27 protein-coding genes are annotated in these 23,987 nt (G+C 58.2%); 21 read left to right on the top strand and 6 right to left on the bottom strand.

Translation table 11 applies throughout. The features are described 5' to 3' along the window. Positions 1 to 14 precede the first annotated feature (14 nt). The 4 genes from EAV92_RS14305 to mnmL are packed head-to-tail and all read right to left on the bottom strand — an operon-like array spanning position 15 to position 2,948. Positions 15 to 986, bottom strand: a complete 972-nt coding sequence (locus tag EAV92_RS14305; RefSeq protein WP_123041733.1) for a type I phosphomannose isomerase catalytic subunit — start codon at positions 984 to 986, stop codon at positions 15 to 17. 1 nt (position 987) lies between these two features. Continuing rightward, on the bottom strand, positions 988 to 1,389 hold the full coding sequence (locus EAV92_RS14300) for a VOC family protein (RefSeq protein WP_123041732.1): 402 nt from the start codon (positions 1,387 to 1,389) through the stop codon (positions 988 to 990). A 16-nt stretch (positions 1,390 to 1,405) separates the two neighbouring features. Next, a complete protein-coding gene (gene mnmM, locus EAV92_RS14295; protein ID WP_123041731.1) occupies positions 1,406 to 1,987 on the bottom strand; it encodes a tRNA 5-(aminomethyl)-2-thiouridylate-methyltransferase MnmM in 582 nt (193 codons plus the stop codon). A 4-nt stretch (positions 1,988 to 1,991) separates the two neighbouring features. Beyond that, positions 1,992 to 2,948 (bottom strand): tRNA modification radical SAM protein MnmL/YtqA, encoded by a 957-nt coding sequence (mnmL, locus tag EAV92_RS14290; protein ID WP_123043733.1) that lies wholly within the window; start codon positions 2,946 to 2,948, stop codon positions 1,992 to 1,994. A 265-nt stretch (positions 2,949 to 3,213) separates the two neighbouring features. Between mnmL and EAV92_RS14285 the strand changes: the two genes are divergently transcribed. The 3 genes from EAV92_RS14285 (at position 3,214) to trmB (ending at position 5,432) form a co-directional block, all read left to right on the top strand. Continuing rightward, a complete protein-coding gene (locus EAV92_RS14285; RefSeq protein WP_123043732.1) occupies positions 3,214 to 3,399 on the top strand; it encodes a hypothetical protein in 186 nt (61 codons plus the stop codon). Positions 3,400 to 3,916: 517 nt separating this feature from the next. Beyond that, positions 3,917 to 4,576, top strand: a complete 660-nt coding sequence (locus tag EAV92_RS14280) for a phosphatase PAP2 family protein (protein ID WP_123041730.1) — start codon at positions 3,917 to 3,919, stop codon at positions 4,574 to 4,576. A 67-nt stretch (positions 4,577 to 4,643) separates the two neighbouring features. Then, complete coding sequence (gene trmB, locus EAV92_RS14275; protein ID WP_123041729.1) at positions 4,644 to 5,432, top strand: tRNA (guanosine(46)-N7)-methyltransferase TrmB; 789 nt, start codon at positions 4,644 to 4,646, stop codon at positions 5,430 to 5,432. Between the two features lie 313 nt (positions 5,433 to 5,745). Here trmB and EAV92_RS14270 read toward each other — a convergent pair whose 3' ends face one another. Beyond that, positions 5,746 to 6,270, bottom strand: coding sequence for a phosphatase PAP2 family protein (locus EAV92_RS14270; protein ID WP_123041728.1), 525 nt, complete (start codon positions 6,268 to 6,270; stop codon positions 5,746 to 5,748). 183 nt (positions 6,271 to 6,453) lie between these two features. On the opposite strand from EAV92_RS14270, the gene EAV92_RS14265 reads away from it, so the two are divergent. The 8 genes from EAV92_RS14265 to EAV92_RS14230 all read left to right on the top strand — a co-directional run bounded on the left by EAV92_RS14265 (position 6,454) and on the right by EAV92_RS14230 (position 12,203). Continuing rightward, positions 6,454 to 7,707: a glycosyltransferase family 4 protein gene (locus tag EAV92_RS14265; protein ID WP_123041727.1), complete on the top strand. Its 1,254-nt coding sequence runs from the start codon at positions 6,454 to 6,456 to the stop codon at positions 7,705 to 7,707. A gap of 238 nt (positions 7,708 to 7,945) precedes the next feature. Continuing rightward, positions 7,946 to 9,187: a glycosyltransferase family 2 protein gene (locus EAV92_RS14260; protein ID WP_123041726.1), complete on the top strand. Its 1,242-nt coding sequence runs from the start codon at positions 7,946 to 7,948 to the stop codon at positions 9,185 to 9,187. Positions 9,188 to 9,262: 75 nt separating this feature from the next. Beyond that, on the top strand, positions 9,263 to 9,745 hold the full coding sequence (locus EAV92_RS14255; protein ID WP_123041725.1) for a YdeI/OmpD-associated family protein: 483 nt from the start codon (positions 9,263 to 9,265) through the stop codon (positions 9,743 to 9,745). Between the two features lie 305 nt (positions 9,746 to 10,050). Further along, on the top strand, positions 10,051 to 10,548 hold the full coding sequence (gene infC / locus EAV92_RS14250) for a translation initiation factor IF-3 (RefSeq protein WP_123043731.1): 498 nt from the start codon (positions 10,051 to 10,053) through the stop codon (positions 10,546 to 10,548). 16 nt (positions 10,549 to 10,564) lie between these two features. Beyond that, complete coding sequence (rpmI, locus tag EAV92_RS14245) at positions 10,565 to 10,765, top strand: 50S ribosomal protein L35 (protein ID WP_123041724.1); 201 nt, start codon at positions 10,565 to 10,567, stop codon at positions 10,763 to 10,765. 36 nt (positions 10,766 to 10,801) lie between these two features. Then, positions 10,802 to 11,161 carry a 50S ribosomal protein L20 gene (rplT, locus tag EAV92_RS14240; RefSeq protein WP_123041723.1) on the top strand — a complete coding sequence of 120 codons (360 nt, stop codon included), beginning with the start codon at positions 10,802 to 10,804 and terminating at the stop codon, positions 11,159 to 11,161. 111 nt (positions 11,162 to 11,272) lie between these two features. Continuing rightward, positions 11,273 to 11,551: an eL33 family ribosomal protein gene (locus EAV92_RS14235; protein ID WP_123041722.1), complete on the top strand. Its 279-nt coding sequence runs from the start codon at positions 11,273 to 11,275 to the stop codon at positions 11,549 to 11,551. A 145-nt stretch (positions 11,552 to 11,696) separates the two neighbouring features. Next, positions 11,697 to 12,203 (top strand): CBO0543 family protein, encoded by a 507-nt coding sequence (locus tag EAV92_RS14230; RefSeq protein WP_123041721.1) that lies wholly within the window; start codon positions 11,697 to 11,699, stop codon positions 12,201 to 12,203. Here EAV92_RS14230 and EAV92_RS14225 read toward each other — a convergent pair. Next, on the bottom strand, positions 12,162 to 12,671 hold the full coding sequence (locus EAV92_RS14225) for a GNAT family N-acetyltransferase (protein WP_123041720.1): 510 nt from the start codon (positions 12,669 to 12,671) through the stop codon (positions 12,162 to 12,164). The genes EAV92_RS14230 and EAV92_RS14225 overlap by 42 nt on opposite strands. Positions 12,672 to 13,212: 541 nt before the next feature. Here EAV92_RS14225 and ilvB point away from each other — a divergent pair. The 10 genes from ilvB to EAV92_RS14175 all read left to right on the top strand — a co-directional run bounded on the left by ilvB (position 13,213) and on the right by EAV92_RS14175 (position 23,933). Continuing rightward, positions 13,213 to 14,958, top strand: a complete 1,746-nt coding sequence (gene ilvB, locus EAV92_RS14220; RefSeq protein WP_123041719.1) for a biosynthetic-type acetolactate synthase large subunit — start codon at positions 13,213 to 13,215, stop codon at positions 14,956 to 14,958. Continuing rightward, positions 14,955 to 15,437: an acetolactate synthase small subunit gene (gene ilvN / locus EAV92_RS14215; protein ID WP_123041718.1), complete on the top strand. Its 483-nt coding sequence runs from the start codon at positions 14,955 to 14,957 to the stop codon at positions 15,435 to 15,437. The genes ilvB and ilvN overlap by 4 nt, the downstream gene beginning before the upstream one ends. A gap of 183 nt (positions 15,438 to 15,620) precedes the next feature. After that, positions 15,621 to 16,613, top strand: a complete 993-nt coding sequence (ilvC, locus tag EAV92_RS14210; RefSeq protein WP_123041717.1) for a ketol-acid reductoisomerase — start codon at positions 15,621 to 15,623, stop codon at positions 16,611 to 16,613. Positions 16,614 to 16,724: 111 nt separating this feature from the next. Further along, entirely contained in the window at positions 16,725 to 18,275 is a 1,551-nt protein-coding gene (locus EAV92_RS14205; protein ID WP_123041716.1) for a 2-isopropylmalate synthase, read from the top strand. Between the two features lie 19 nt (positions 18,276 to 18,294). Beyond that, the gene (locus EAV92_RS14200; protein ID WP_123041715.1) at positions 18,295 to 19,491 is read left to right on the top strand and encodes an aminotransferase-like domain-containing protein; all 1,197 of its coding nucleotides are present in this window, start codon (positions 18,295 to 18,297) and stop codon (positions 19,489 to 19,491) included. 60 nt (positions 19,492 to 19,551) lie between these two features. Beyond that, positions 19,552 to 20,430 carry a phosphatidylinositol-specific phospholipase C/glycerophosphodiester phosphodiesterase family protein gene (locus EAV92_RS14195; RefSeq protein WP_123041714.1) on the top strand — a complete coding sequence of 293 codons (879 nt, stop codon included), beginning with the start codon at positions 19,552 to 19,554 and terminating at the stop codon, positions 20,428 to 20,430. Positions 20,431 to 20,532: 102 nt separating this feature from the next. Then, a complete protein-coding gene (locus tag EAV92_RS14190) occupies positions 20,533 to 21,420 on the top strand; it encodes a phosphatidylinositol-specific phospholipase C/glycerophosphodiester phosphodiesterase family protein (RefSeq protein ID WP_123041713.1) in 888 nt (295 codons plus the stop codon). Between the two features lie 112 nt (positions 21,421 to 21,532). Next, entirely contained in the window at positions 21,533 to 22,612 is a 1,080-nt protein-coding gene (gene leuB / locus EAV92_RS14185) for a 3-isopropylmalate dehydrogenase (RefSeq protein WP_123041712.1), read from the top strand. A 135-nt stretch (positions 22,613 to 22,747) separates the two neighbouring features. Continuing rightward, complete coding sequence (locus EAV92_RS14180) at positions 22,748 to 23,296, top strand: peroxiredoxin (protein WP_123041711.1); 549 nt, start codon at positions 22,748 to 22,750, stop codon at positions 23,294 to 23,296. Positions 23,297 to 23,507: 211 nt separating this feature from the next. Continuing rightward, positions 23,508 to 23,933 (top strand): hypothetical protein, encoded by a 426-nt coding sequence (locus tag EAV92_RS14175; protein WP_123041710.1) that lies wholly within the window; start codon positions 23,508 to 23,510, stop codon positions 23,931 to 23,933. Positions 23,934 to 23,987: the final 54 nt, after the last annotated feature.

Genomic DNA, 23,987 nt, shown 5'->3' with positions numbered 1-23,987 from the left:
CTCCCGGCGGATGGTCACGGTACTTGGCTGCGCAGCACCGTCATGTTCCCGTCCAGCGTATATTCGCCGAGCGGCGCCGGAAGCAGGAAGCAATCTCCCGATTTGGCTTGCAGGGATCCGTCCGCCCAGCCGATCGTTCCTTCGCCTTCGCACACGATGAGGATCACGAAGCTGTCCGGCGTCGTGGCAAGCTTCCAAGCGCCGTCGACGACGCCTTTTTCGGTTCGGAAATAAGGAGACGAGGCGAGCGTGTGCCATTCTCCCGGCTTGGCGCCGTCCGTCTTCATGCGGGTCGCGTCGGAGCCCTCGAAGGCGGTGACGTTCAGCGAATCCTCGATATGCAGTTCCCGCGGCTTGCCGTCCAATCCCGGGCGGTCGTAATCGTACAGCCGGTAAGTCGTATCGGAGTTTTGCTGGATTTCGGCGACGACGACGCCCGCGCACAACGCGTGGACCGTGCCGGCCGGTATGTAGAACGTATCGCCGGCTTCGACCGGCACCACTTGCAGCGTGTCCATGATGCGGCCTTCTTCGATCGCTTGGGCCATCGATTCCCGGGTGACGCCGGGCTGCAAGCCGTAGATGATTTTAGCGTCCGGCTTGGCGCTGAGGACGTACCACATCTCGGTTTTGCCCAGCTCGCCTTTCGGCAAACCCGCATAATGGTCGTTCGGGTGCACCTGGACGGAGAGGTCGTCGTTGCAATCCAGCAGCTTGATCAGCAAGGGGAACCGCCCGTTGCCCGAATGGCTGCCTTTCGCGCCGAACCAAGTTTCGCCGTAAGCTTCGCGGACGGCATCGAGGCCCTGGCCAGAGAGCGGTCCGTTCGTGACGTGGGACACCCCGTTCGGGTGGTCGGCGATCATCCAGCCTTCGCCGATCGCACCGGCCGGCACATCGAAGCCGAAGCGCTCCAGGGCGCGGCCTCCCCAAACCCTTTCTTTGAACTCAGGACGAAAATGCAACGGGTACGGTTTGACGTTCATGTTAACGTTGCCCTCCTCTGGTGGATTGGAACAGCTCGACGGATTCCCCGTCCGGTCCTTGGAAGAAGAAGTAACGGCTGCCGTTCGGCAGCGTGGTGATTTCGGGATCCAGGCCGGCGACGTTCAGGGGCCGGATACGCTCGTATTCGGCTTCGATATCGTCGACGGTGAACGCGACGTGATGGACGCGGCCCTCGGGCGCCAATTGGCCCGTGTATCCTTCGATCAGCTCGATTTCGGTTTCCGGATGATCGGGAAACGATAGAAACGCGAGACGGATGACGCCGTTCGTGTGGCCCATCGTCTCCGAATGCTTCAGCCCCAAGACGTTCTCATAGAAGGGAATGGATTTTTCGATGGAACTGACCATGATGCCTACGTGTTCGATTTTGCGTACGGACATAGACGAAAACAGCCTCCTAACGTTTTTCCACAGCGACCAGATAAGGCGCGCTCGGTTTTTGGGGGAAACGGTAATGTACCGTTTGGGCGCGGGCGGGAGAGAGGCCGGCGGCCCAACGTTCGACGGACTGGGCTTCCTCGACTCCCCCCGGGTGGCCGGGATAGAGAACCGCCGTCAGCACGCCGCCCGGCGAGAGCAGCTCAAGGGCGGCTTCCAGAGCGGGCAGCGTCGTATCGGGTTTCGTAATTAAGCCTTCGTCGGCCCCCGGCAGGTAGCCGAGATTGAACATAACGGCTCGGATCTTGCCATGGTACGGGGCAGGGATGAGCTCCGACATGCGCTCATGCCCGGCGTGCAGAAGCACGACGTTCGCGAGCGGCGGCTCGGTCCGGGAAGCGGCGTCCAATCGCTCCCTTGTCCGGAGGAGTGCCGTTTCCTGCACGTCGAACGCGAAAACGGTGCCTTTCGCGCCGGCGGCCCGGGCCAGGAACAGCGTGTCGACTCCGTTTCCGGCGGTGGCGTCGACCACGGCGTCTCCGGGCGAAGTCCTCTCGGCTACCCAGCGCTGGGCTTGGCTCAGGACAGAGAGGAACCCCATGCCGTCAGCTTCCTCCCCACGATTTACCCTGCCAGCTGTTTCGGCGAACCAACTCAGCATCGATCGAGTTGAGCACTTCCCATTTTCGGAGACTCCACATCGGTCCGATCAGCAGGTCGCGGGGCGCGTCGCCGGTCAAACGGTGGACGATCATTTCCGGGGGCAGCATTTCGAGCGTATCGACGACGAGATCGATGTACTCGTCCTTCTCCAGGAAACGGAGCAGCCCTTCTCTCCACTGCCGTACCATCGGCGTTTTGCGCATCAGATGGAGCAAGTGGATTTTGATGCCCTGCACGTCCATCGCGGCCGTCTGCCGTCCGGTTTCCAACATCATTTCGCGCGTCTCGCCGGGCAATCCGTAAATGATATGGGCGCATACCCGGATACCCCGAGCCCGCAAACGGGCCACCGCGTCGCGGAAACACTCGGTATCGTGCGCGCGGTTGATCAACCGAGACGTGGATTCGTGCACCGTCTGCAGGCCCATTTCCAGCCACAGATAAGTGCGTTGGTTCAGCTCGGCCAAATAGTCGACGACATCGTCGGGCAGGCAATCCGGACGCGTCGCGATCGAAAGTCCGACCACGCCGGGTTGGCGAAGGATTTCCTCGTAGTATTCCTTTAGCGTTTCGAGCGGGGCATACGTGTTGGTGTACGCCTGAAAGTAGCCGATGTATTTGGCGTCGGGCCATTTGAGATGCTGCCGGTCCCGCACGTCGTTGAACTGGGTCACGAGATCGTCGCGCCGGCTGCCGGCGAAGTCTCCCGAGCCTCGCGCGCTGCAAAACGTGCAGCCGCCCGCCGCGATGGTGCCGTCGCGGTTCGGACAGGTGAAGCCAGCGTCGAGCATGACTTTGAACACTTTCGTCCCGAAAACGTTCCTCATCTCATGGTTCCAGGTGTGAAATCTTTTGTCTCCCCACGACATCGGGGGTTGAGCCTGCGTTTCAGGGCTCATGAGCATGCTGCATCCGTCCTTTTTTACTGCGGTCGGTATTTATTGTAACGAAAGCGGAGTGAAATTGCGAGGAACGGGAATCGTAAATTTAAGCGGATTCAGGCATGAGCCCGCTTGCGTAACCTAACATGGTGTGTTATATTAAAAGTGCGTCAAATCAATGAACAAACCTTACATGAACGCCGAAATTTTGTTGCGAGCCGTCCGTCACCGGGTATGCTGCATAGCCGAATTTTATGCCAATATTTTCGGAGAGGTGAGTTTCATGGATTCCGTCGTACGCATTCCCCAAGGGGACGACACGGTGAAAGTCGAATTGACGGTGAAGGAAATCATGGCGCTGGCGGGAATCAAATTCCACGGTAACCATAAAATCGAGGTCTCCGCGAAGAAGAAGCTGAATCACATTTTGGAAGACCAATATGTCGATGACCATCGGCATTTGAACTGAAGAGTGGCGAACACCGGGAACCCTGAGGGGAACCCGGTTTTTTATTTCCCGGCCCGCTGGCGCGTCTAGATGACAGCAACGGCGCAATTCGGATTCGCACAACTAAATCGTCATCATGCATACTCGTTGCATGCGCAATTCGTATTTGCCCGCTTGCACGGCGAAAATCGCCAGCGGAGTCTGGAAAAGGGGTTCCGAGTGTGCAAAATCGAATTGCTGAGTCCATCCGTCCGTTGATCGCCCTGCAGTTGTGCAAATTCGACTTAAGCGTCGTGCTCGTTTACTTCCCCCCCGAACAAATACGCAGATAAGTAATGCTCGTTTACTTAACTTCTAAGCACCATCGCTGCAACACGCGTTCCCGAAGTTCCATTCCCCCGCCGACCGCGCCTTTTCCCGCTCCGTAAACAGCCCTTCGGACTCGCCGCGCACAATCCGGATGTTTTCCGTCCCGCATTCGTGGTACACTTCCAATTGTTGCTTTGTGACATTGTTGGAAGAGGGGAAGATTCGGGTCATGAAATTGCTCGGGCGATTGCTTAGCGCATTCGGCTTGGCTCTGATCGCCGCGGTTTTATTCGGAATCGTGGCATGGTTGATCGGGGACGATCGGATCTCCGGATTCGATTCCGATATCATTTCGGCCGTGCAGGGTGCTGAAGCGCCGGGACTGACGTCTTTGGCGGAAGGGCTCACCTGGTTCGGGAGAACGCTGCCCGTAACGGTATTCTCCATCGCGATCATGATCGCGTTGTACTTCTTTTTGCGGCACCGGTGGGAACTGCTGCTGTTCGCCGTCGTCATGCTCGGGTCCACAACGCTCAATAAAGTGCTGAAGGCGGTCTTCCACCGGGAAAGGCCCAACATCCACCGGCTGGCGGAAGAAGCGGGATTCTCGTTTCCGAGCGGCCATGCGATGGCGGCCTTTGCTTTATACGGCATTTTGGCATACTTGTTGTGGCGGCATGTGAACAGCGTCGTCGGCCGCGTCTTGCTTGTTCTCGTCTGTGCCGCCATGTTCCTCGGCATCGGTTGGAGCCGGATCTATCTGGGCGTCCACTATCCGAGTGATGTGCTCGGAGGCTATTTAGCGAGCGGCGTGTGGCTGCTCTTATCCATCGCTGTCTACCAGCGCTGGACGAAGAGACGGAGAGCGGCGGGTAGGACGACGTCTTGACGCTTTACATGGCAGCCCGCATTGGGCAGAATAATAGGTTGAAAACCGGACATCGGGAGGACCGTTCATGAGGTTAAGAGGTAGAAAGAACATCCGGGAGAGCTTGGAGAGCCAGCCGGAATTGGTGATACTGGAGCCGCAGCAATGGCGGGGCCGCTGGCACGAGTTTTTCGGAAACGATCGGCCGATCCACGTCGAGCTCGGCATGGGCAAAGGCCAGTTCATCAGCCGGATGAGCGGCAACAATCCCGGCATTAACTATATTGGAATGGATATTTTCGACGAGCTGATCCGGCGCGGAAGCGAGAAAGCCAGGGCCGTGTGGCGGGAAAAAGGCGAGGACAAAGTGCCGAACCTGGCGCTGGTCCGGGGCAACGTGGAGTACTTGGAGCTTATGTTCGAGCCTGGGGAGCTCAACCGGGTCTACCTGAACTTCAGCGATCCGTGGCCGAAAAGCAAACACGCCCGCAGAAGGCTGACGCACCCCCGTTTTCTGGAGAAGTACAAGCAGGTCTTGGACGAGGAAGGCGAAATCCACTTCAAAACCGACTCGCTCACCCTTTTCGAGTTTTCGCTGAACAGCTTCTCGGATACCGGGCTGCAAATGAAGAATATATCCCTTGACCTCCATCGCAACGGTCTTCGCGAAGATCTGGTCATGACCGAATATGAGACCAAGTTCCACAAGCAAGGCATGCCGATCTACCGGCTGGAGGCGGCGATCGGGGAGAAAGCCATCGAGCGCAATCGGCAGCGGATCGCGCAGGAACTGGAGGAACAAGCCCGACGCGGAGGCGCGAAGGAGCCGGCCCCGGGCAGCGAAGAAAATCGTCCGGCGGAGTCGGACCCCGCCTAAAACAAACGAAAACCATCCGTTACGCTATTGCTCGGGCGTAAACCGGATGGTTTTTTGATATAAGAGTTAGGATGGGTGGTTGACACAATAGTGGGAAAAGATGCCACTAATTTCTGCGTTTCAACGCTTTTTAGAAGATTAGTTGGAAAAGTTCCCACTAATACCGTGCGTGAATGACAAGAAAGGCGTCAAGGGCGTTTTTAGTGGGATATTTTCCCACTATTTGATCGAGGTGCTCCTATAGTGAACGATTAGTGGGAGAAAATCCTATTAATGCCCATGTACATCATGCTTTCCGCACTAAGCCAGGTCCTCAGATCCAAAGCGACATGAGCAGCGCGGTCGAACTGCCGAGCAAAGCTCCCGCGACCGTGTCGCTGGGGAAGTGAAGGCCGAAATAAATCCGCGAAAGCGCGACGCCGACGGCCACGGGCAGCAGGATCGGAATCAACTGCGGCTGTGCCAGCATCCAGGGCGTCAGCATGGCGAAAGCGGCCGTCGTATGGCCGGAAGGGAAAGAAGGATCCTCCAGCGGCTTCTTGCCGGTATGAGCTTGCGGGAAGACCTGGTAGGGCCGCAGGCGAGGTGCGCTTCGCTTGGCAATGGCGACGGGAATGTGGCTGAGCGCGACGGCCGCCAGCGCCTGCCAGCCCGCCGTGCTCCAAGGCTCCGGCGCGAACAGGCCGGCGGCCAGGGAAACGCAGAGTGTGAACGTCGCTCCGCCGAGAAGCGACAGGACGGTAAATAACCAGTTTAAATACGTGCGATTCCATCGGACATTAACGTGCAGGAACAGCGGACGCTCGACTTCAAGCAGCATTCGGTAAATTCGGCTCATAGGCATCCTCCTCTTCCCGCCGGCCCGGGAGACCGGAACGGTATCTGTTTTTCACGATATCACCTCTTTGTCACCCGTGCGTTAACGCATAGCGGTCAATCCGTTAAATCGCGAAGTTTACGCGGCCATGACACGCCCTTGACCTCCGTTTGCCATGCTGGAAGAAAAACGGGAGGCTATGCGATGACCGAAGTTCGTTTGGCTTTGTTCACCGATACTTACGCGCCCGAAGTGAACGGCGTGGCGAAAACGCTGGAACGTTGGACGGCTTATTTGCGGGGACGGGGAATCGCTTGCCAGGTGTTCGCTCCTTCCCGTCCGCGCGGGGAGTATCCCGGCCTGGAAAACGCCGAAAGGCTCGCCAGCCTGCCTTTCATCCTGTATCCGCAAACGCGGTTCGCGTTGCCGAACTTGCCGGAAGCGGAACGCCGTCTGCTCGCCTTCCGGCCGACCGCGATCCACGTGGCGACGCCGTTCGGCATAGGCCTCACCGGGAGGCAGCTGGCTTTGCGCCACGGCATCCCTCTCGTTGCCTCCCATCACACCCATTTCGTGAGATACTTGCCGTTTTACAATCTAAGGTGGTTGGGTAAACTTTTATGGAGATATTTGCACTGGTTTCATCGCCCGTGCCTGCGCGTATTCGTGCCCTCCGAATCGGTGTTGGAGGAGTGCGTCAGGGACGGGTGGAAGGGGCTGGCCGTTTGGAGCCGCGGCGTCGATGCTTCCCTCTTCTATCCCGAAGTCGACCGGGAATCCCTGAAGGCGGAACTCGGCATGGAACGTTCGCGCTTCAACGTGCTGTATGCCGGCAGAATGGCCCCCGAGAAGCAGACGGAAATCGCGTTGGAAGCGGTAAGATTGCTTCGGTCGGAACGCGGTATCGATGCGGCGCTCGCGATGGCCGGAGACGGACCTTCCGCCGGCCATCTCCGCGCGATCGCATCGAAGCATCAACTGCCCGTGCGCATGCTGGGCATGCTGACGCAGCCGGAACTGCGCCGCTTTATGGCCGCGAGCGATGCTTTGCTGTTCCCGTCGCCGACCGAAACGTTCGGCAACGTCGTGTTGGAAGCGATGGCGTGCGGGCTGCCCGTCGCCGCCGCCGCCGGAGGAGCCGTGCCGGATACGGTCCGCCACGGAGAGGACGGATGGCTCTGCCCGCCAGGCGACGCCACGGGATTCGCGGAGGCGCTGGCGAAGCTGCACGCCGACCGGAGCCTTCGCGAGAGGCTGGCGGAAGCCGGTTTGCGCAAGGCGTCCGCGCGCTCTTGGGAAAGCGTATTCGAAGGCTTGCTGGAGGAAATCCGGCAAGTTTGCGCGCAGGATCCTGCAACTTCCCAGATGATAAAATCTAATAATCGCTGTGGGGATGAGCTTCCGGCAAGCGTCCGGGAGCGCGCATTTTTTAGCGAATTAGCAAGGAAAACGCTTTAAATCGGCCTATCGGCGAGGAATCCGGGTTATCCCGGGGCTCAGTTCTCCATAGTTCCCGTCACCCCGTTTCAACATCGGAGAACGAGCGTAAACCCTTTTGACAAATCGCCGCAAAACGAACAGAATCATGGATATGCCTTTGGCTGAAAAAGGGAAGAAATAGAAACCTCGCCAAATGGGCCGAAACAAAACAGAGAGATAAAAACGGAAAAATTGGGGTCTAGGGGGACAACCGAATATGTTGAACAACATTCTTTTTGTCGTGCAGATTTTGGTAGGCGCCATCGGGGTGTACCAGTTCGTGCTCTCGATCTGGGGCTGGGCCGGCAAGAAAGCCGCCGTGAATCACGATCCGAAAAAGTCGTTCGCCGTCTTGATCGCCGCGCACAACGAAGAGCGAGTCGTGGGCGCGCTCATCGAAAACCTGCTGAAGCTGAACTATCCTCGCGAGCTGTTCGACGTCTTCGTCATTTGCGACAATTGCACGGACGCCACCGCCTCCGTCGTTCGGAAGTATCCCGGCGTCTACGCCTGCGAGCGGTTTAACAAGCATCAGCGCGGCAAAGGCTTCGCCATCGAATGGATGCTCAAGGAGCTGTGGGGCCGCCAGCGCCAATATGACGGCATCGTCATGCTGGACGCCGACAACCTGGTCGATCCGGATTTCCTCAGCCATATGAACAACAGCTTGTGCGACGGTCACAAAGTCGTGCAAGGATATCTCGATACCAAAAACCCGGAAGACTCCTGGGTTACCGCCGCATACGGAATCACCTACTGGTTCTGCAACCGCCTGTGGCAGCTGCCCCGCACCCGTCTGAAAATGGCTAACTTCCTCGGCGGCACGGGCATGTGCTTCGACACGGAGCTGCTGAAGGAAATGGGATGGGGCGCGACCAGCCTCGTCGAAGACCTGGAATTCACGGTCCGCTGCGTGCAGCGCGGAATCTACCCGACCATGAACTACGACGCGAAGGTGTACGATGAGAAGCCGCTCTCCTTCCGCGCATCGGCCCGCCAGCGCCTCAGATGGATGCAGGGCCACTTCAGCGTAGCGCGCCGTTACTTCTTCCCGCTGCTCTGGAAGAGCATCAAGGAACGGAATTTGGCGAAATTCGATACCGCACTTTATACCGTCACGGTATATAACGTGCTGATCGGCTCCATTTTGACGCTGGTCCTGTGGTTCGACCAAGCCGCGCCGGGCGCTCCGACGTTTACGTCGATCTATTACTACCTGCCGGGCTGGGTCACCGTCGTTTCCTTGTTCGTCAGTTGCGCCCAGTTCCCTTTTGCCATGATGCTGGAGAAAGTGAAGTCCTGGAAAGTGTATGCTTACCTGCTGCTGTTCCCGGTATTCCTGCTCTCCTGGTGGCCGATCACGTTGTACGCGTTCTTCACGCAGAACAACAAGACCTGGAGCCATACGCAGCATACCCGGGTCCTCCGGCTCGAAGAAGTGCAGGGCAAACAGATGTAACGTACGGCCCCGGGCGCGTCCCGGGGTTTTTTGTTACAATGCAACCATATTGAAAAATCTCGGGGGTAGCCGGATATGTCCGACGCAAGCGCGATGAAAACGTTCAAAGGCGAGCTGTTCCGGCCGGACGGCATAGGGACGTGGGTGTACGTGACCGTTCCTTTCCCGGCGGAAGAAGCATTCGGCAAACGGGGCCAGATCCGGGTGCGCGGAACCGTGAACGGCGCCGCTTTCCGCAGCTCTCTCATGCCTTTCGGCAACGGGGCGCATTACCTTGTCGTTGGCGCGGAGCTGCGCGAAGCCGCGGGGGCCGGCGTGGGAGATACGGTCGAAGTGCGGTTGGAGCCGGATCCGGAGGAACGCGTGATGGACGCTCCGGAAGACATGCACGAAGCGATCTCGGCAAATGAGGAAGCGGCTGCGTACTGGGCCGGTCTCGCTTACAGCTACCGCAAAGAATACGTGACGTGGGTGGAATCGGCCAAACGCGAGGAAACCCGCCGTTCCCGGATCGGGAAAGCCGTAATGATGCTGGCCGAGCGAAAAAAGCTGAAGTGACGTCGGCACGCAACTTTTCGCGTTGACAATCGAAATTCCGCATGATATATTACTCGAGTGACTGATTTTCGAAAGTATTCAGTACGCTAAAGCAGAAGCACCCGCTTCTCACCTGCTCGGCTTGCGCTGACGGGTTCGCGTAGCCGACGGAAGACGGCGGATGACGGGAAACCATTCCCGCAGGCGCCTGACCGACGAGTGAGCAGGTTGCGGGTCAATGCGACCCGCTTTTTTTGTTTTTCAACCGCACATACGGGTACGCCAATCCATTTCGGAGGTGGAACACTATTAGCAAGGATCATCAAATCAACGAGGAAATCCGTGCGAAGGAAGTCAGACTCGTAGGCGCCGAAGGCGAGCAACTCGGAATCAAGCCGTTCCGTGAAGCTATGCAGATGGCCATCGACGCGAACATGGACCTGGTCAACGTGGCTCCGCAGGCGAAACCGCCGGTGTGCCGCATCATGGACTACGGCAAGTTCCGTTACGAGCAGCAGAAGAAGGAAAAAGAAGCCCGCAAGAACCAAAAGATCGTCGACCTCAAGGAAGTCTGGTTCCGCTCGAATATTGAGGAACACGACTACCAGACGAAATTTCGCAACGTCGTGAAGTTTCTGGGCGAAGGCGATAAAGTCAAATGTTCCGTACGGTTCCGCGGCCGCGAAATCGCGCATGCCAATATCGGCCAGAAAATTCTGGAGCGCGTAGCGAAGGAAGTCGCCGACATTTGCGTCGTCGAACGCGTGCCGAAATTGGAAGGCCGCGCCATGATTATGATTCTGGCTCCGAAGCAGAGCCACTGACAGGAGGAAACATCCAATGCCTAAAATGAAAACCCACAGCAGCATCAAGGGCCGTTTCAAAGTAACCGGCACCGGTAAAGTCCTGCGCTACAAAGCGCACAAGAACCATCTTTTGTCCCACAAATCCGGCCGCCAGAAGCGCGTTCTTTCCGGCAACCCGGTCATGGCAGCAGGCGACGTCCGCCGCATGCAGCAACAACTCGCGAATCTCAAATAATTTTATCGTTTAACATTCTCCGGGAGGTAATGAATCATGGCAAGAGTTAAAGGCGGGTTCGTAACGCGCCGCCGTCGCAATAGAATGTTGAAGCTGGCGAAAGGTTACTGGGGCGCGAAACACCGCCTGTTCAAGAAAGCCAAAGAACAGGTGATGAAATCCCTCTGGTACGCATACCGCGACCGTCGCCAGACGAAGCGGAACTTCCGCAGACTGTGGATCGTGCGCATCAACGCGGCAGCCCGTCAAAACGGCCTGTCCTACAGCAAGCTGATGAACGGCCTGAAGCTGGCCGGCATCAACGTCAACCGCAAAATGCTGGCCGACCTGGCCGTGAACGATATCCATGCGTTCAATTCGCTGGCGAACGCCGCGAAAGCGAAACTCAACGCATAAAGCGTAAAAGCCCCGGGCAACCGGGGCTTTTTCATTGTCGTGGCATTCATACAAGCAATCCCTCCTCCGCGGCCATATGCTGAAGGACAACTGGAGAAGGAGGGGTAAAGCATGTCTCATGTCTCTCGCTCGCAAGCGAAGGAACTCGTCGGGAAGGAAATCTATGCGCTTCAACGCGACGGCTCCGTCGTCAAAGGAAAACTGGTGCGCGTCCAAGGAAACGAGCTGATTCTGGCGCCAACCGACGGGAAAGCGCGTACGAAGGCGATTCTTCCGCTTGCTTTGTTCGATATTCTGGCGATCAGCACGCTGCCTTTTGCCGGCTTCGGCTTCGGCGGCTTTGGCGGCGGCTTTGGCGGCGGCTTTGGCTTCCCTGGATTCTGGTGGTAATCATCGGCGAATACGCCAATGGAAAAAGCCGGCCATGCCGGCTTTTTCGTCTGGATTACACGGTAGAACGAAGCGCCTGAGAATATTTTACAGCCAGCGGGGGGACTTATAGTATCGGTTGAAGACGGGCGGGGGGCAGTCATCCGTGATTCTCGGCACGAATATCCTTCTTATGCTGGCCGCCGCGATGACGCGGGCTTACGGCAAATGGCGCGAATACTACGGGACGATCGTTTTCGTATCGTTCTGCAATCTCCTCTACAACTTTTTCTGCGACCGCTACTTGCTGTGGGCTCTGAATCCCGAATTCCTGCTGAACCACAAAACGGCGGATCTGCTCAACACGGTCGTGTTTTTGCCGGCCACCGTCCTTTTGTACCTGAAATATTTTCCCGCCCGCAGCCGCTGGAAGTACCTGTATTACGTACTCTGGGTTCTGGGTTACTCCGCGCTCGAATATACCTGGTACGCATTCGGGCGAATCACGTACCACCACGGATGGAATTTGTTGTGGTCGATCTGCTTCTACTTGCTGATGTTCATGACCATTCGCCTGCACGAAACCCGGCGGGCTGCGGCGCTTTGGATTTTGGTGCTCATGACCGCGTTTCTACTCGCCTACTTTAAAGTTCCATTCTTCAAAGAAGGATAGGTCGTTGCCGAACGGCGGCCGCCATGCCGCGAGCGGCTTGCCCAGTTCGTAGCAATAAGCGCTCGGAATGTGGCGGACCGTATAATACCCCCGTTTTCCGTAGAACCGAAGTCCGCGTGCATTCGTATCGTCCACGAACAGGCGGACTTCCTTGCAGCCCATCGAGATTCCGTACAGTTCGCCCTTCTCCATGAGCTGTGAGCCCCAGCGGCGGTTTTGCTCGCTTGCTTTGACCGCGAGAAGGTCGACGAACAACGTTTCGTTCCGTACTTCCATGTGGAGGAAGGCGATCGGCTCTCCCCGGTTCGAACCGGCCGCCACCAACGTAACGCCCCGGCGCATCCGCTCGGCGATTTCCTCCCGAATCCGGCTGCCCTTCATGCCCGGCCTTCTCGACAGAGGCACAAGTTCCGTCCGCACCAGTTCCACGATCGCCGCCTCGTCTCCCGAGCGTCTCCATCGAATCAAATGTCCTCGCCTCCAAGCGATCTCTCTATCCGGACGTGGTCGTTACCATCGTATGTCGAAGGAGGCCGGCCCGGTCCCCCAAAAAACGGAAGAACCGCGCGCCCGCGTTGTTTAAGCAAATTTCATGTCCGATGCATATTGACGTACGGCTTCGCGAAGCATATAATGAGACCTAATCGTTGAACAAGACAACAGCCGTGATGAGGATAAAGCGAAGGGCTCTTTTGCTCAGAGAGCGTCGGGATTGCTGAGACCGATGCCAAAACCCCTAACCGCGAAGTCTCCTCGGAGCTATTCGCCTGAACGCCGCTGTCGGCCAGTAGGGAGAATCGGAGTGGCGCACGTTATCCGCGCCGAAGGTGCGATCGAACCGCGAAACCGGGAAGACGCTCCTTCAGAGGCCGCCATCGCAAGGTGACGCGGCAAACTCGGGTGGTACCGCGGAAGCAACAGCCTTTCGTCCCAGAACGTCTTTAACGGCGTTCGGGACGGAAGGCTTTTTATTTTTCCATTCAACCAATCTTCGAAAGGAGGATGACGGATGAGCGCGCAAAGTGCCACGCTGAAATCCAAAGAAGAACTGATCGCAAAATGGAGCAAACCGGAGGTCATCTCGGGTTCGGAAATGCTGCTTCGCAGTCTATTGTTGGAGGGCGTCGATTGCGTCTTCGGTTATCCGGGGGGCGCGGTGCTGTACATCTATGACGCCATGTACGGCTTTTCCGATTTCAACCACTTGCTGACCCGTCACGAACAAGGCGCCATTCACGCGGCGGACGGATATGCCCGTTCCACCGGCAAAGTGGGAGTGTGCATCGCCACTTCCGGCCCGGGAGCGACGAACGTCGTCACCGGCATCGCCACGGCTTACATGGACTCGGTCCCGCTCGTCGTCATCACCGGCAACGTCGCGACCCACCTCATCGGAACCGACGCGTTCCAAGAGGCGGACATCGTCGGCATCACGATGCCGATCACGAAGCACAGCTATCTGGTCCGGGATGCCGCGGATCTTCCGCGCATCATCCACGAAGCCTTCCATATCGCGAACAGCGGACGTAAAGGGCCGGTGCTGATCGACATCCCCAAAGACGTTTCCGCGCAAAAAACGTTGTTCCAGCCGGTCAGCGAGGTGAACCTGCGCGGCTACAACCCGACGGTCCAACCGAACAAAGGCCAAGTGGACAAAATGCTTCGCGCCATCGAGGAGGCGGAGCGTCCGCTTCTCTTGGTCGGCGGCGGCGCGATCTACTCCGGGGCGCACGAGGAACTGTACGAGTTCGTCACGAAAACGGAAATCCCGATTACGACGACGTTGCTCGGACTCGGGGCATTCCCGAGCGGGCACGATCTTCACCTCGGCATGCCGGGCATGCACGGGACTTATACGGCGAACAACGCGATCCAGAACGCGGACCTGCTGATCAACATCGGCGCCCGCTTCGACGACCGCGTGACCGGCAAGTTGTCCGGCTTCGCTCCGAAAGCGAAGATCGTCCACATCGATATCGATCCCGCGGAAATCGGCAAAAACGTGCCGACCGACGTACCGATCGTCGGCGACGTGAAAGCCGTTCTGCAAATCGCGAACGCTGCGGCCAAACGCGCGGACAAAGCCGACGAATGGCGCTCCCTGCTTCGCGATTGGAAAGCGTCCAAACCGTTCAAGTATATCGATTCCGACAAGGAATTGAAGCCGCAGTGGGTCGTTTCCATGATCCACGACACCACGCAAGGCGACGCCATCGTCACGACGGACGTCGGCCAGCACCAAATGTGGGCGGCCCAATATTATCCGTTCAAAAAGCCGCGCTCTTGGGTCACCTCGGGCGGACTCGGAACGATGGGCTTCGGCTTCCCATCCGCGATCGGCGCCCAAATGGGCAACCCGGAACGCACGGTCGTCTCGATCAACGGAGACGGCGGCATGCAGATGTGCGCCCAGGAGCTGGCGATTTGCGCGATCAACAACATTCCGGTCAAAGTCGCGATCTTGAATAACCAGGTGCTCGGCATGGTGCGGCAATGGCAGGAGCTGATCCACGAGAACCGCTTCAGCCACATCGACCTGGCCGGCAGCCCGGACTTCGTCAAGCTGGCGGAAGCATACGGCGTGAAAGCATTCCGCGCCACGAACAAAGAAGAAGCCCGCCGGGTATGGGAAGAAGCCCTTCAGCACCCCGGACCGGCCGTCGTGGAATTCGTCGTCCGCCGGGATGAGAACGTGTATCCGATGGTCACCCAGGGAAGCACGATCGACCAAATGATCATGGGGGATTCCGAATGAGCAAACATACGATCTCCATTCTCGTCAACGACCAGCCCGGGGTCATGCAGCGGGTATCCGGCCTGTTCGGCCGGCGCGGTTTCAACATCGACAGCATCACCGTCGGCTCCTCCGAGGAGCCGGGCCTTTCCCGGATGGTCATCGTCACGACCGGCGACGACCGTACGCTGGAGCAGGTTCAGAAGCAGCTGTACAAACTCATCGACGTCATCAAGGTCGTGGATGTCAGTTCCAACCCGATGGTGGCGCGCGAGCTCGGCCTGATCAAGGTCGGCGCCGAGCCGGCCGCCCGTCCCGAAATTCTCGGTATCGTGGAGACGTTCCGCGCAGCCGTGGTCGACATCGGTCCTGCTTCCCTGATCGTGCAAGTGGTCGGGGACACGGAGAAGATCGACGCGATGGTCGAATTGCTCAAGCCGTACGGGATTCGCGAATTGTCCCGGACCGGCGTTACCGCGATGACCCGCGGCAACCGTTAATTGTCGCACCGCAACGCTTTAACGCACTAACCTTTTCCCGCTTCAAGCAACTGTCGGAGCGGGGGTTCGAGGAGCAGACGCATCCGTGAAGGGCCAAGGCTCGTCCGGTAGGTTCCGCTTCTGGAACGCCCGCTTCGAGGGTCGCCATATTAGAGCATTCAAACTCAAGGAGGTACTCATTTCATGGCAGTCAACCTGTTTCACGAGAAAGACGCCGATCTCGGCGTACTGAAAGGCAAAACGATCGCGGTCATCGGCTACGGCAGCCAAGGCCATGCCCAAGCCCAAAACCTTCGCGACAGCGGCGTTTCCGTCATCATCGGTCTCCGTAACGGCAAATCCGCGGACAAAGCCCGCAACGACGGCTTCGAAGTGCTGTCCGTCGCCGACGCGACCCGCAAAGCGGACATCGTGCAAATCCTGATGCCGGACGAAACGCAAGCTGCCGTCTACAAAAACGAAATCGAGCCGAACCTCAAAAAAGGCGCGGCCCTGATGTTCTCCCACGGCTTTAACGTTCATTTCGGCCAGATCGTCGCTCCGGCGGACGCCGACGTTCTGCTCGTCGCTCCGAAATCGCCGGGCCACATGGTCCGCCGCACGTACGTCGAAGGCTTCGGCGTTCCCGGCCTGATCGCCATCCACCAGAACGGCACGGGCAAAGCGTTCGAAATCGGCATGGCTTATGCCAAAGGCATCGGCTGTACCCGCGCGGGCGTCATCGAAACGACGTTTAAAGAAGAAACCGAAACCGACCTGTTCGGCGAGCAAGCCGTCCTCTGCGGCGGCGCGAGCGCGCTGGTCAAAGCGGGCTTCGAAACGCTGGTCGAAGCCGGCTACGCTCCGGAAATGGCTTACTTCGAGTGCTTGCACGAGCTGAAGCTGATCGTTGACCTCATGTACGAGGGCGGCCTCGCCACGATGCGCGACTCCATCTCCAACACGGCGGAATACGGCGACTACGTCACCGGCCCGCGCATCGTAACGGACGAAACGAAGAAAGCGATGAAAGCGGTCCTGAGCGACATCCAGCAAGGCAAGTTCGCCCGCGACTTCATCCTCGAAAACCAATCCGGCCGCGCGTTCCTGACCGCGACCCGCCGCAACGAAGCCGAGCACCCGATCGAGCAAGTCGGCGCGCAGCTCCGCGGCTTGATGCACTGGATCAAGAAATAAATTCGATAGACCTGGGGCCCCGGCAGTACGCCGGGGCTTTGTGATATAATCCTAAAAAGGCCATTATGAGCGGTCTAACGTGCTTTTCAGGAGGTGCGGGAATTCCCTGCCATGCGTAAAATCTATATTTTCGACACGACGCTCCGCGACGGCGAACAGTCCCCGGGCGTGAACCTGAATACCCAAGAGAAAGTGGAGATCGCGCTGCAGCTCGAGAAGCTCGGCGTCGACCGGATCGAAGCCGGCTTTCCGGCGGCGTCGCCGGGCGACTTGGCCGCGGTCAACGCCGTGGCTCGGGCCGTCAAGAACGCGACCGTCATCGGTCTGGCGCGTTCCCGCGAGCCGGACATCGACGCGGTTCGGGAAGCGCTTAAAGGCGCCCAGGACCCGGGCATTCACGTGTTTCTGGCGACTTCGCCGATCCACCGGAAGCATAAGCTGAAGATGGAGAAGGAGCAAGTGCTGGAAACGGCGGAGAAGGCGATCCGTTACGCCAAGCAATACTTCGATAAAATCGAGTTCTCCCCCGAGGATGCCGGCCGCACGGAGCTGGATTTCCTCTGCGAAGTAACCGAAATGGCCATCCGCGCGGGAGCGACCGTCGTCAACATTCCGGACACCGTCGGCTACATGACGCCGTATGAGTTCGGCAACATTTTCAAAACGCTGAAAGAAAAGGTGCCGGGGATCGAGCGGATCCAGCTGTCGGCCCATTGCCATGACGACCTCGGGATGGCGACGGCCAACGCCTTGGCGGCCGTACTGAACGGCGCCGACCAGATCGAAGGAACGATTAACGGCATCGGCGAACGCGCCGGCAACACCGCGCTTGAGGAAGTCGCGCTGGCCCTCGAGACTCGAGCCGCTTATTTCGACGCGAAAACGTCGCTCAACCTGAAAGAAATCGCCAAGACGAGCCGTCTCGTCAGCAAGCTGACGGGCATGGTCGTACCCGGCAACAAGGCGATCGTCGGCGCCAACGCGTTCGCGCATGAATCGGGTATCCACCAAGACGGCATGCTGAAAGAAAAGACCACCTACGAAATCATTTCCCCGGAGACGATCGGCCTGAAGGAAAGCAAGCTCGTCATGGGCAAGCATTCCGGGCGCCACGCCTTCCGCGAGAAGCTGATCGATCTCGGCTACGAAGATCTGACCGAAGAGCAAGTGAACGCGGCCTTCGGCAAATTCAAAGACCTTGCGGACCGGAAGAAGACGGTCAGCGACGAAGATATCCGCGCCTTGCTGGAAGAGAAGCTGGCTTTGACGCCGGAGGTTTTCGGGCTGGAGCAGTTGGTCGTGTCCTTCGACAGCCATGCCGTTCCGACCGCCAAAGTCCGTCTCAAGACGGCCCAAGGCATCCTGGAACGCACGTCGGAAGGCAACGGCTCCGTCGACGCAATCTACCAGGCGATCGATTCCCTGACCGGGGAGCTTGTGGAGCTGGACGACTACGCGATTAAATCCGTTACGGACGGAACCGACGCGCTCGGCGAAGTCCATGTGCATCTGAAACAAGGCGAGCTGTCCGCGCACGGGCGCGGCGTCAGCACCGACATTTTGGAAGCGAGCGCCCGCGCTTACGTGGACGCGCTGAACCGGCTACTAGACAAGCGCCAGGCGCCTGCCCGCAGCCGCCGTGACAACGTCACGTTGATCTAATAGGAAACGGGGAGTCCCAATGAACTATCGATACTCAGACCGGCTGGGGAAATTCTCCTCTTCCGCGGTCCGTGAAATCCTGAAGCTGACCCAGCGGCAATCGGTCATTTCTTTCGCCGGCGGATTGCCGGCGGAAGAGCATTTCCCGGTCGCCGCCGTGGGCGAAGCCTTCGACCGGGTGTTGGCGCAAGGGAACAAGGCGCTTCAATACGGCTTGACCGAAGGTTACCTGCCGCTTCGCGAAAGCATCAGCCGCCGCATGGCGAAGAAAGGAATCCAAGTCACTCCGGACGACATGCTGCTGACGACGGGTTCCCAGCAGGCGATCGATCTCCTGACCCGCATCTACATCGACCCGGGTGACGTCATCCTGGTCGAGCGGCCCACTTACCTGTCGGCGATCCAGGTGTTCAACTCCTACGGCGCCCGACTCGTGTCCGTCGCCGGGGACAGCGACGGCATGGACTTGGCCGATCTCGCCGCCAAATTGGAGCAGCACCGCCCCAAAATGGTTTACGTGATCCCCACGTTCTCGAACCCGACGGGCCAGGCTTGGAGCCTGGAGCGCCGCAAGGGCGTGCTGGAGCTGTGCCGCAAATACGACGCGCTGATCCTGGAGGACGATCCGTACGGGGAATTGAAATTCGGCGACGAATCCGTGCATTACCCTTCGATCTTCTCGCTGGACCAACATCCGGCGGGCTCCTGCGTCGTTTACACGAGCACCTTCTCGAAGACGGTCGCGCCGGCGCTGCGCACCGGATGGGTCATGGGCGATCCCGACCTGATCCGTAACATGGCGCGGGCCAAGCAAGCGGCCGATCTGCATTCGAGTTCTCTCGACCAGCAGACGCTGTATCAGCTCTTCGAGCACTTCGATCTGGACGGCCACATCTCGTTCGTCCGCAAGGAATACGAAGCCCGCATGCGCCAGATGGCCGAGTTGCTGCGGGAGAAGAATTGGCCCGGCGTCACCTGGAATGAGCCCAAAGGGGGCATGTTCTTCTGGCTGGAGCTGCCGGAAGCGGTCGATACGGCGGAATTGCTCAAGACCGCCGTTCAGCTGGGCGTCGCCTTCGTGCCGGGAGCCACGTTCTTCGCAGAAAATCCGAAAGCGAACGCGATGCGCATGAATTTCACGCATAACGACACCGAGAACACCATTACGGGAATGAACAGGCTGTCTCAGGCCATGGAGAGCGTGCTGGTTCGCTAACCCGCTTTCTGTTTACATTTCCTGTAGTTTGCATCACACTACGGAAACCAGGAGAAGAGCATGCTTCATTCCATCCTACTGCTCCTCAGCCTTCTGTCGCAGCCTCAGGGCGTTCCGCCGGCGGATGCGGCCAGTTGGCTGGCCCATCCGTTGATCGCCCATGCGCTCGGGGGAATCGACGGGCATGATTTGACGAATTCGCGGGAGGCGTTCGAAACCAACTACGCCAAGGGCATCCGCGTGTTCGAGACGGACCTGATGCCAACGAGGAACTTGAAGGATCTCGTCGCCAAGCATGACTGGACGAAGGAGCAATACCAAAAATTCGAACAGGACGAGTACGTGCCGGTCGACGGCGAATGGTATCCCCTGTCGCTGGAGGAATTCCTGAAGGTACCGATCAACCATCGCTATACGCCGCTGGCTTGGACGGATCTGTTGGATCTCCTGGCGACGCATCCGGACGCTTTCCTCGTGCTCGACACCAAATTCACGGATCAGGCGACCGTCCTGAAGCAGTACGGGATTCTGGTGAAAGAAGCGGAGGACAAGGATCCCGCCTTGCTGAACCGCGTCATTCCCCAGCTGTATCACCAAGACATGCTGGCTTGGATCGAGTCCGTGCACGTGTTTCCTTCTTACATTTACACGTTGTACCAGACCAAGGATACGAATCAGCAAGTCATCGATTTCGTCCGGTCGCATTTGCGCGTGCAGGCGATCACCATGGCCGAAAGCCGTGCGGTCAAATCGTTCGTACAGTCCTTGAACCAGGCGGGAGCCCGGGTTTTCGTGCACACCGTCAACAGCAAGGCTTCCTTCGACAAGTACCGTAAAATCGGAGTTTTCGGTGTTTATACCGATTTTCTGCACTATTCCGATATTGCCAAGGGGATCAAAGGCAGCTGGACCGCTCAGCCGCCCCTCCCTGCGGAATAAGCCGGACTTCGCGTCCTCCTTCATGGGAGGGCGCGTTTTATTTTGGAAAGCAACCGAATCGGGTAAATAACAGCATCACCTTACGGTTAGGGGGATGCGGTTATGCCCGTGCTGCTGTTGCTGCTTTCGCTGGTTTCGCCGTTCATGGGTTCCCAAACGGACCCTGCCGGGTGGACGCGGTACCCGGTCATCGCCCATGGAATGGGAGAGATCGGCGGGACGGCGGTCTCCAATTCCTATGACGCCTTCGTCTCGAACTACGCGAAGGGCTTTCGGGTATTCGAAACGGACCTTCAGCTCACCTCGGACGGCTATTTGGTGGCCCGGCACGATTGGGGCGCCTATCTCTACGGCTTGCTCGGCCAAGACAAGCCCGACGGCGTCGGGGAGAAGGAGCCGATTCCGCTCGAAACGTTCAAATCCTTGCGGATCGACGGAAAGTACCGTCCTCTTGAATTCGCGGATATCGTAAAGCTGCTCGAAGCGTACCCGGACGCCTATCTCGTGACGGATACGAAAGAGTGGGATCCGGATGCCGTGCGCCGCAAGTTCGGCATCATCGCGGAAACGGCTGCCGACATCGCGCCGGAAGTGCTAAAGCGCATCGTTCCCCAAATTTACGACCAGGACATGTACGAAACCCTGGAAGACGTCTATCCGTTTTATTCCTATATCTACACGCTCTACGAGTCTGATGACTCGAATGAAGAAGTGGTGGAATTCGTAAAGGAGACGCCCAAAATCAAAGCGGTGGCGATGCCTCAGGATCGGGTCACGCAGCCGTTCGCGTCCGAGTTGAAGCGGGCGGGCGTGAAAACGTACGTGCATACGGTCAACGATTATTTCGTATATGAAAGCTTGCGAGGTTTGGGTATCGACGGCATTTATACCGACCGATTGGCGGAAAAAGAGATCCGGATGGCCGAGCTTCGCTACCCCGGTCAGGCGGCAACGCTGGCGGGGATCGATGCGGCTGATCGTATAAAATAGGCTGTTCCTATTAAATTCATAGCTTTTATCTATTTTGCCACTGAGCGGGAAATGTGCTAAAACTGACATAGCGGTCCAAACGGACAAACGCATAGAGGAGTGTATGGAGCTCATGGCAGAAACGAAAAAAATCGCCGTTATCGCCGGCGACGGCATCGGCCCCGAAGTCGTGGCGGAAGCGGAAAAAGTATTGAAGCGCACGGAAGAACTTTTCGGATACAAATTCGAGTTGTCGCACGGCCTGTTCGGAGGCATCGCGATCGATCAGAAAGGCACCCCGCTGCCGCAGGATACGCTGGACCTGTGCAAAAACGCGGACGCGGTCCTGCTCGGTGCGGTCGGCGGCCCCAAATGGGACAACAATCCGAAAGAGCTTCGCCCGGAAACCGGCTTGCTCGGCATCCGCAAAGCGCTCGGCCTGTTCTCCAACATCCGTCCGGCCGTCGTTTTCGATTGCCTGAAGGATGCTTCCACGCTGAAACCGGAAGTATTGGAAGGAACGGATCTTATCGTCGTGCGCGAGCTGACGGGCGGCATCTACTTCGGAGAGAAGTTCCGCCGGGAATCGCCGAACGGCCAGGAAGCGGTAGACACTTGCGTATACAACGTGAACGAAGTGGAGCGGATCGTTCGCCAGGCATTCGAAGTCGCGCGTACGCGCCGCAAGAAGCTGGCTTCGGTGGACAAGGCCAACGTGCTGGAAACGTCCCGGCTGTGGCGGGAAACGGTGAACCGCATCGCGCCCGAGTATCCGGACGTCGAACTGGAGCACGTGCTCGTCGATAACTGCGCCATGCAGCTGCTCCGCCGCCCTTCCAGCTTCGACGTCATCGTGACCGAGAACATGTTCGGGGACATTCTGAGCGATGAAGCGGCCATGCTGACCGGTTCTATCGGCATGCTGTCCTCCGCTTCCCTTGGAGAAGGAAGCTTCGGCTTGTACGAACCGGTACACGGTTCGGCGCCGGATATCGCCGGCCAAGGCATCGCCAACCCGATCGCCACGATCCTGTCGGTCGCGCTCATGTTCCGCCTGACGTTCGGATTCGCGGAAGCCGCCGACTCCATCGAGCGCGCGGTCAAAAACGTGCTCGACGCCGGCCACCGCACCGGGGACATCGCAGTCGACCGCAGCAAAGCGATCGGCACGACCGCCATGGGCGATCTCATCGTCGCGGCCATGACCCGTTAATCTCCAAGCAGTTAAGAATTATTCTAAAAAAAGAATCGGTATCATCTTGACGTTGTCCAACGGGAATGGTACGATTTCTTTCGTGAACAAAGACACCGGCACAGATGCCGGGAAAACATTGGAGGTAATGGAGAGATGGCAGAACGTTTGGTAGGTCGCAAGGCTCCGAACTTCAATATGGAGACGGCCCTCGGCGACGGCACGGGCTTCGGCAACGCCCAACTGTCCGATTACAAAGGCAAATGGCTCGTATTCTTCTTCTATCCGCTGGACTTCACGTTCGTGTGCCCGACGGAAATCACCGCTTTGTCCGATGCTGCGGAAGAGTTCAAGAAGCTGAACACCGAGATCCTCGGCGTCAGCGTGGACAGCAAGCACAGCCACAAAGCGTGGATCAACACGCCGAAGAACGACAACGGCCTTGGCAAGCTGAACTTCCCGCTCGCTTCCGACATCACCAAAGAAGTCGCGCGCGATTACGGCGTCCTGATCGAAGAGGAAGGCGTTGCCTTGCGCGGCTTGTTCATCGTCGATCCGGAAGGCGAACTGAAATACCAAGTCGTTAACCATAACGACGTAGGCCGCAGCGTCGAAGAAACGCTCCGCGTGCTGCAGGCGCTCCAATCCGGCGGGCTGTGCCCGATGAACTGGAAACCGGGCGACAAAAACCTGGTCGTAAAATAAGAACGCATCGTGCCCCGCGCACGGCAACTCCCCGGAAGACGCTTCCGGGGAGTTATTTTTCTACGCAGCCGGCGCGGGCGGAACGCGTTAACTTTTTTCCAGCTGCGGGCGATGGCAGGAATCCGCGATACGGGTAGAGAATATAGTGAATAACATTCGTCTGATATTCGTAAAGTACCATTCCGGCGTTGGAAGCAAGGAGGGGAAGCCGATGAGCTTTTGCTGCGGAGCCAGCATGATCGGAACGAAGGGGACGCTGAAGCATTACCGGACCCGCATCCACAATGTGCCGATTTTGTTCTGTCCCGTCTGCCATAGGGTAGAGGTGCATTACTTGGTGGAAAACGAGTACGACATCCTGGCGGAGTACGCGCACGGCGACGGCGCTTCGGAAGTCGACTTCCACGATTACGTCGACGAGTCGGACAAAGCCCTCCACGAGAACTGCGTGAACAATGAGAACGAGGAACCGTTGCATGTGGTGCAAAATCAAATCGACATGGCGCTCGACCTGCTTTCGTTCGCCAAGCAGCTCGGAGACGCCGAATGGGAGCAGCAACTGAAGCGGCGGCTTGGCGTTCTCAGCCAGCGCCGGCACAAGCTGAAACAGAAACGGACGTCGGGCGGCGCGATTTAATCCGCCGGTACGCCTGTGTAGTGAACTTACTCACTGGACCTTGAACGAAGCCGC

The organism is Cohnella candidum (assembly GCF_003713065.1).
Taxonomy (GTDB): Bacteria; Bacillota; Bacilli; order Paenibacillales; family Paenibacillaceae; genus Cohnella; species Cohnella candidum.
This window is presented reverse-complemented; position numbering and strand designations above follow the sequence as displayed.

What these genes read in the sequence shown, in the direction of transcription:
- ilvC (WP_123041717.1), top strand. Translation starts at nt 15,621, where the DNA reads ATGGCAGTCAACCTGTTTCACGAGAAAGACGCCGATCTCGGCGTACTG.
- EAV92_RS14260 (WP_123041726.1), top strand. Translation starts at nt 7,946, where the DNA reads ATGTTGAACAACATTCTTTTTGTCGTGCAGATTTTGGTAGGCGCCATC.
- EAV92_RS14190 (WP_123041713.1), top strand. Translation starts at nt 20,533, where the DNA reads ATGCCCGTGCTGCTGTTGCTGCTTTCGCTGGTTTCGCCGTTCATGGGT.
- EAV92_RS14200 (WP_123041715.1), top strand. Translation starts at nt 18,295, where the DNA reads ATGAACTATCGATACTCAGACCGGCTGGGGAAATTCTCCTCTTCCGCG.
- EAV92_RS14305 (WP_123041733.1), bottom strand. Translation starts at nt 986, where the DNA reads ATGAACGTCAAACCGTACCCGTTGCATTTTCGTCCTGAGTTCAAAGAA.
- EAV92_RS14300 (WP_123041732.1), bottom strand. Translation starts at nt 1,389, where the DNA reads ATGTCCGTACGCAAAATCGAACACGTAGGCATCATGGTCAGTTCCATC.
- EAV92_RS14235 (WP_123041722.1), top strand. Translation starts at nt 11,273, where the DNA reads ATGTCTCATGTCTCTCGCTCGCAAGCGAAGGAACTCGTCGGGAAGGAA.
- leuB (WP_123041712.1), top strand. Translation starts at nt 21,533, where the DNA reads ATGGCAGAAACGAAAAAAATCGCCGTTATCGCCGGCGACGGCATCGGC.
- ilvN (WP_123041718.1), top strand. Translation starts at nt 14,955, where the DNA reads ATGAGCAAACATACGATCTCCATTCTCGTCAACGACCAGCCCGGGGTC.
- EAV92_RS14175 (WP_123041710.1), top strand. Translation starts at nt 23,508, where the DNA reads ATGAGCTTTTGCTGCGGAGCCAGCATGATCGGAACGAAGGGGACGCTG.
- trmB (WP_123041729.1), top strand. Translation starts at nt 4,644, where the DNA reads ATGAGGTTAAGAGGTAGAAAGAACATCCGGGAGAGCTTGGAGAGCCAG.
- rplT (WP_123041723.1), top strand. Translation starts at nt 10,802, where the DNA reads ATGGCAAGAGTTAAAGGCGGGTTCGTAACGCGCCGCCGTCGCAATAGA.
- EAV92_RS14255 (WP_123041725.1), top strand. Translation starts at nt 9,263, where the DNA reads ATGTCCGACGCAAGCGCGATGAAAACGTTCAAAGGCGAGCTGTTCCGG.
- EAV92_RS14265 (WP_123041727.1), top strand. Translation starts at nt 6,454, where the DNA reads ATGACCGAAGTTCGTTTGGCTTTGTTCACCGATACTTACGCGCCCGAA.
- mnmM (WP_123041731.1), bottom strand. Translation starts at nt 1,987, where the DNA reads ATGGGGTTCCTCTCTGTCCTGAGCCAAGCCCAGCGCTGGGTAGCCGAG.
- rpmI (WP_123041724.1), top strand. Translation starts at nt 10,565, where the DNA reads ATGCCTAAAATGAAAACCCACAGCAGCATCAAGGGCCGTTTCAAAGTA.
- EAV92_RS14285 (WP_123043732.1), top strand. Translation starts at nt 3,214, where the DNA reads ATGGATTCCGTCGTACGCATTCCCCAAGGGGACGACACGGTGAAAGTC.
- mnmL (WP_123043733.1), bottom strand. Translation starts at nt 2,948, where the DNA reads ATGAGCCCTGAAACGCAGGCTCAACCCCCGATGTCGTGGGGAGACAAA.
- EAV92_RS14205 (WP_123041716.1), top strand. Translation starts at nt 16,725, where the DNA reads ATGCGTAAAATCTATATTTTCGACACGACGCTCCGCGACGGCGAACAG.
- EAV92_RS14195 (WP_123041714.1), top strand. Translation starts at nt 19,552, where the DNA reads ATGCTTCATTCCATCCTACTGCTCCTCAGCCTTCTGTCGCAGCCTCAG.
- EAV92_RS14280 (WP_123041730.1), top strand. Translation starts at nt 3,917, where the DNA reads ATGAAATTGCTCGGGCGATTGCTTAGCGCATTCGGCTTGGCTCTGATC.
- EAV92_RS14180 (WP_123041711.1), top strand. Translation starts at nt 22,748, where the DNA reads ATGGCAGAACGTTTGGTAGGTCGCAAGGCTCCGAACTTCAATATGGAG.
- ilvB (WP_123041719.1), top strand. Translation starts at nt 13,213, where the DNA reads ATGAGCGCGCAAAGTGCCACGCTGAAATCCAAAGAAGAACTGATCGCA.
- EAV92_RS14270 (WP_123041728.1), bottom strand. Translation starts at nt 6,270, where the DNA reads ATGAGCCGAATTTACCGAATGCTGCTTGAAGTCGAGCGTCCGCTGTTC.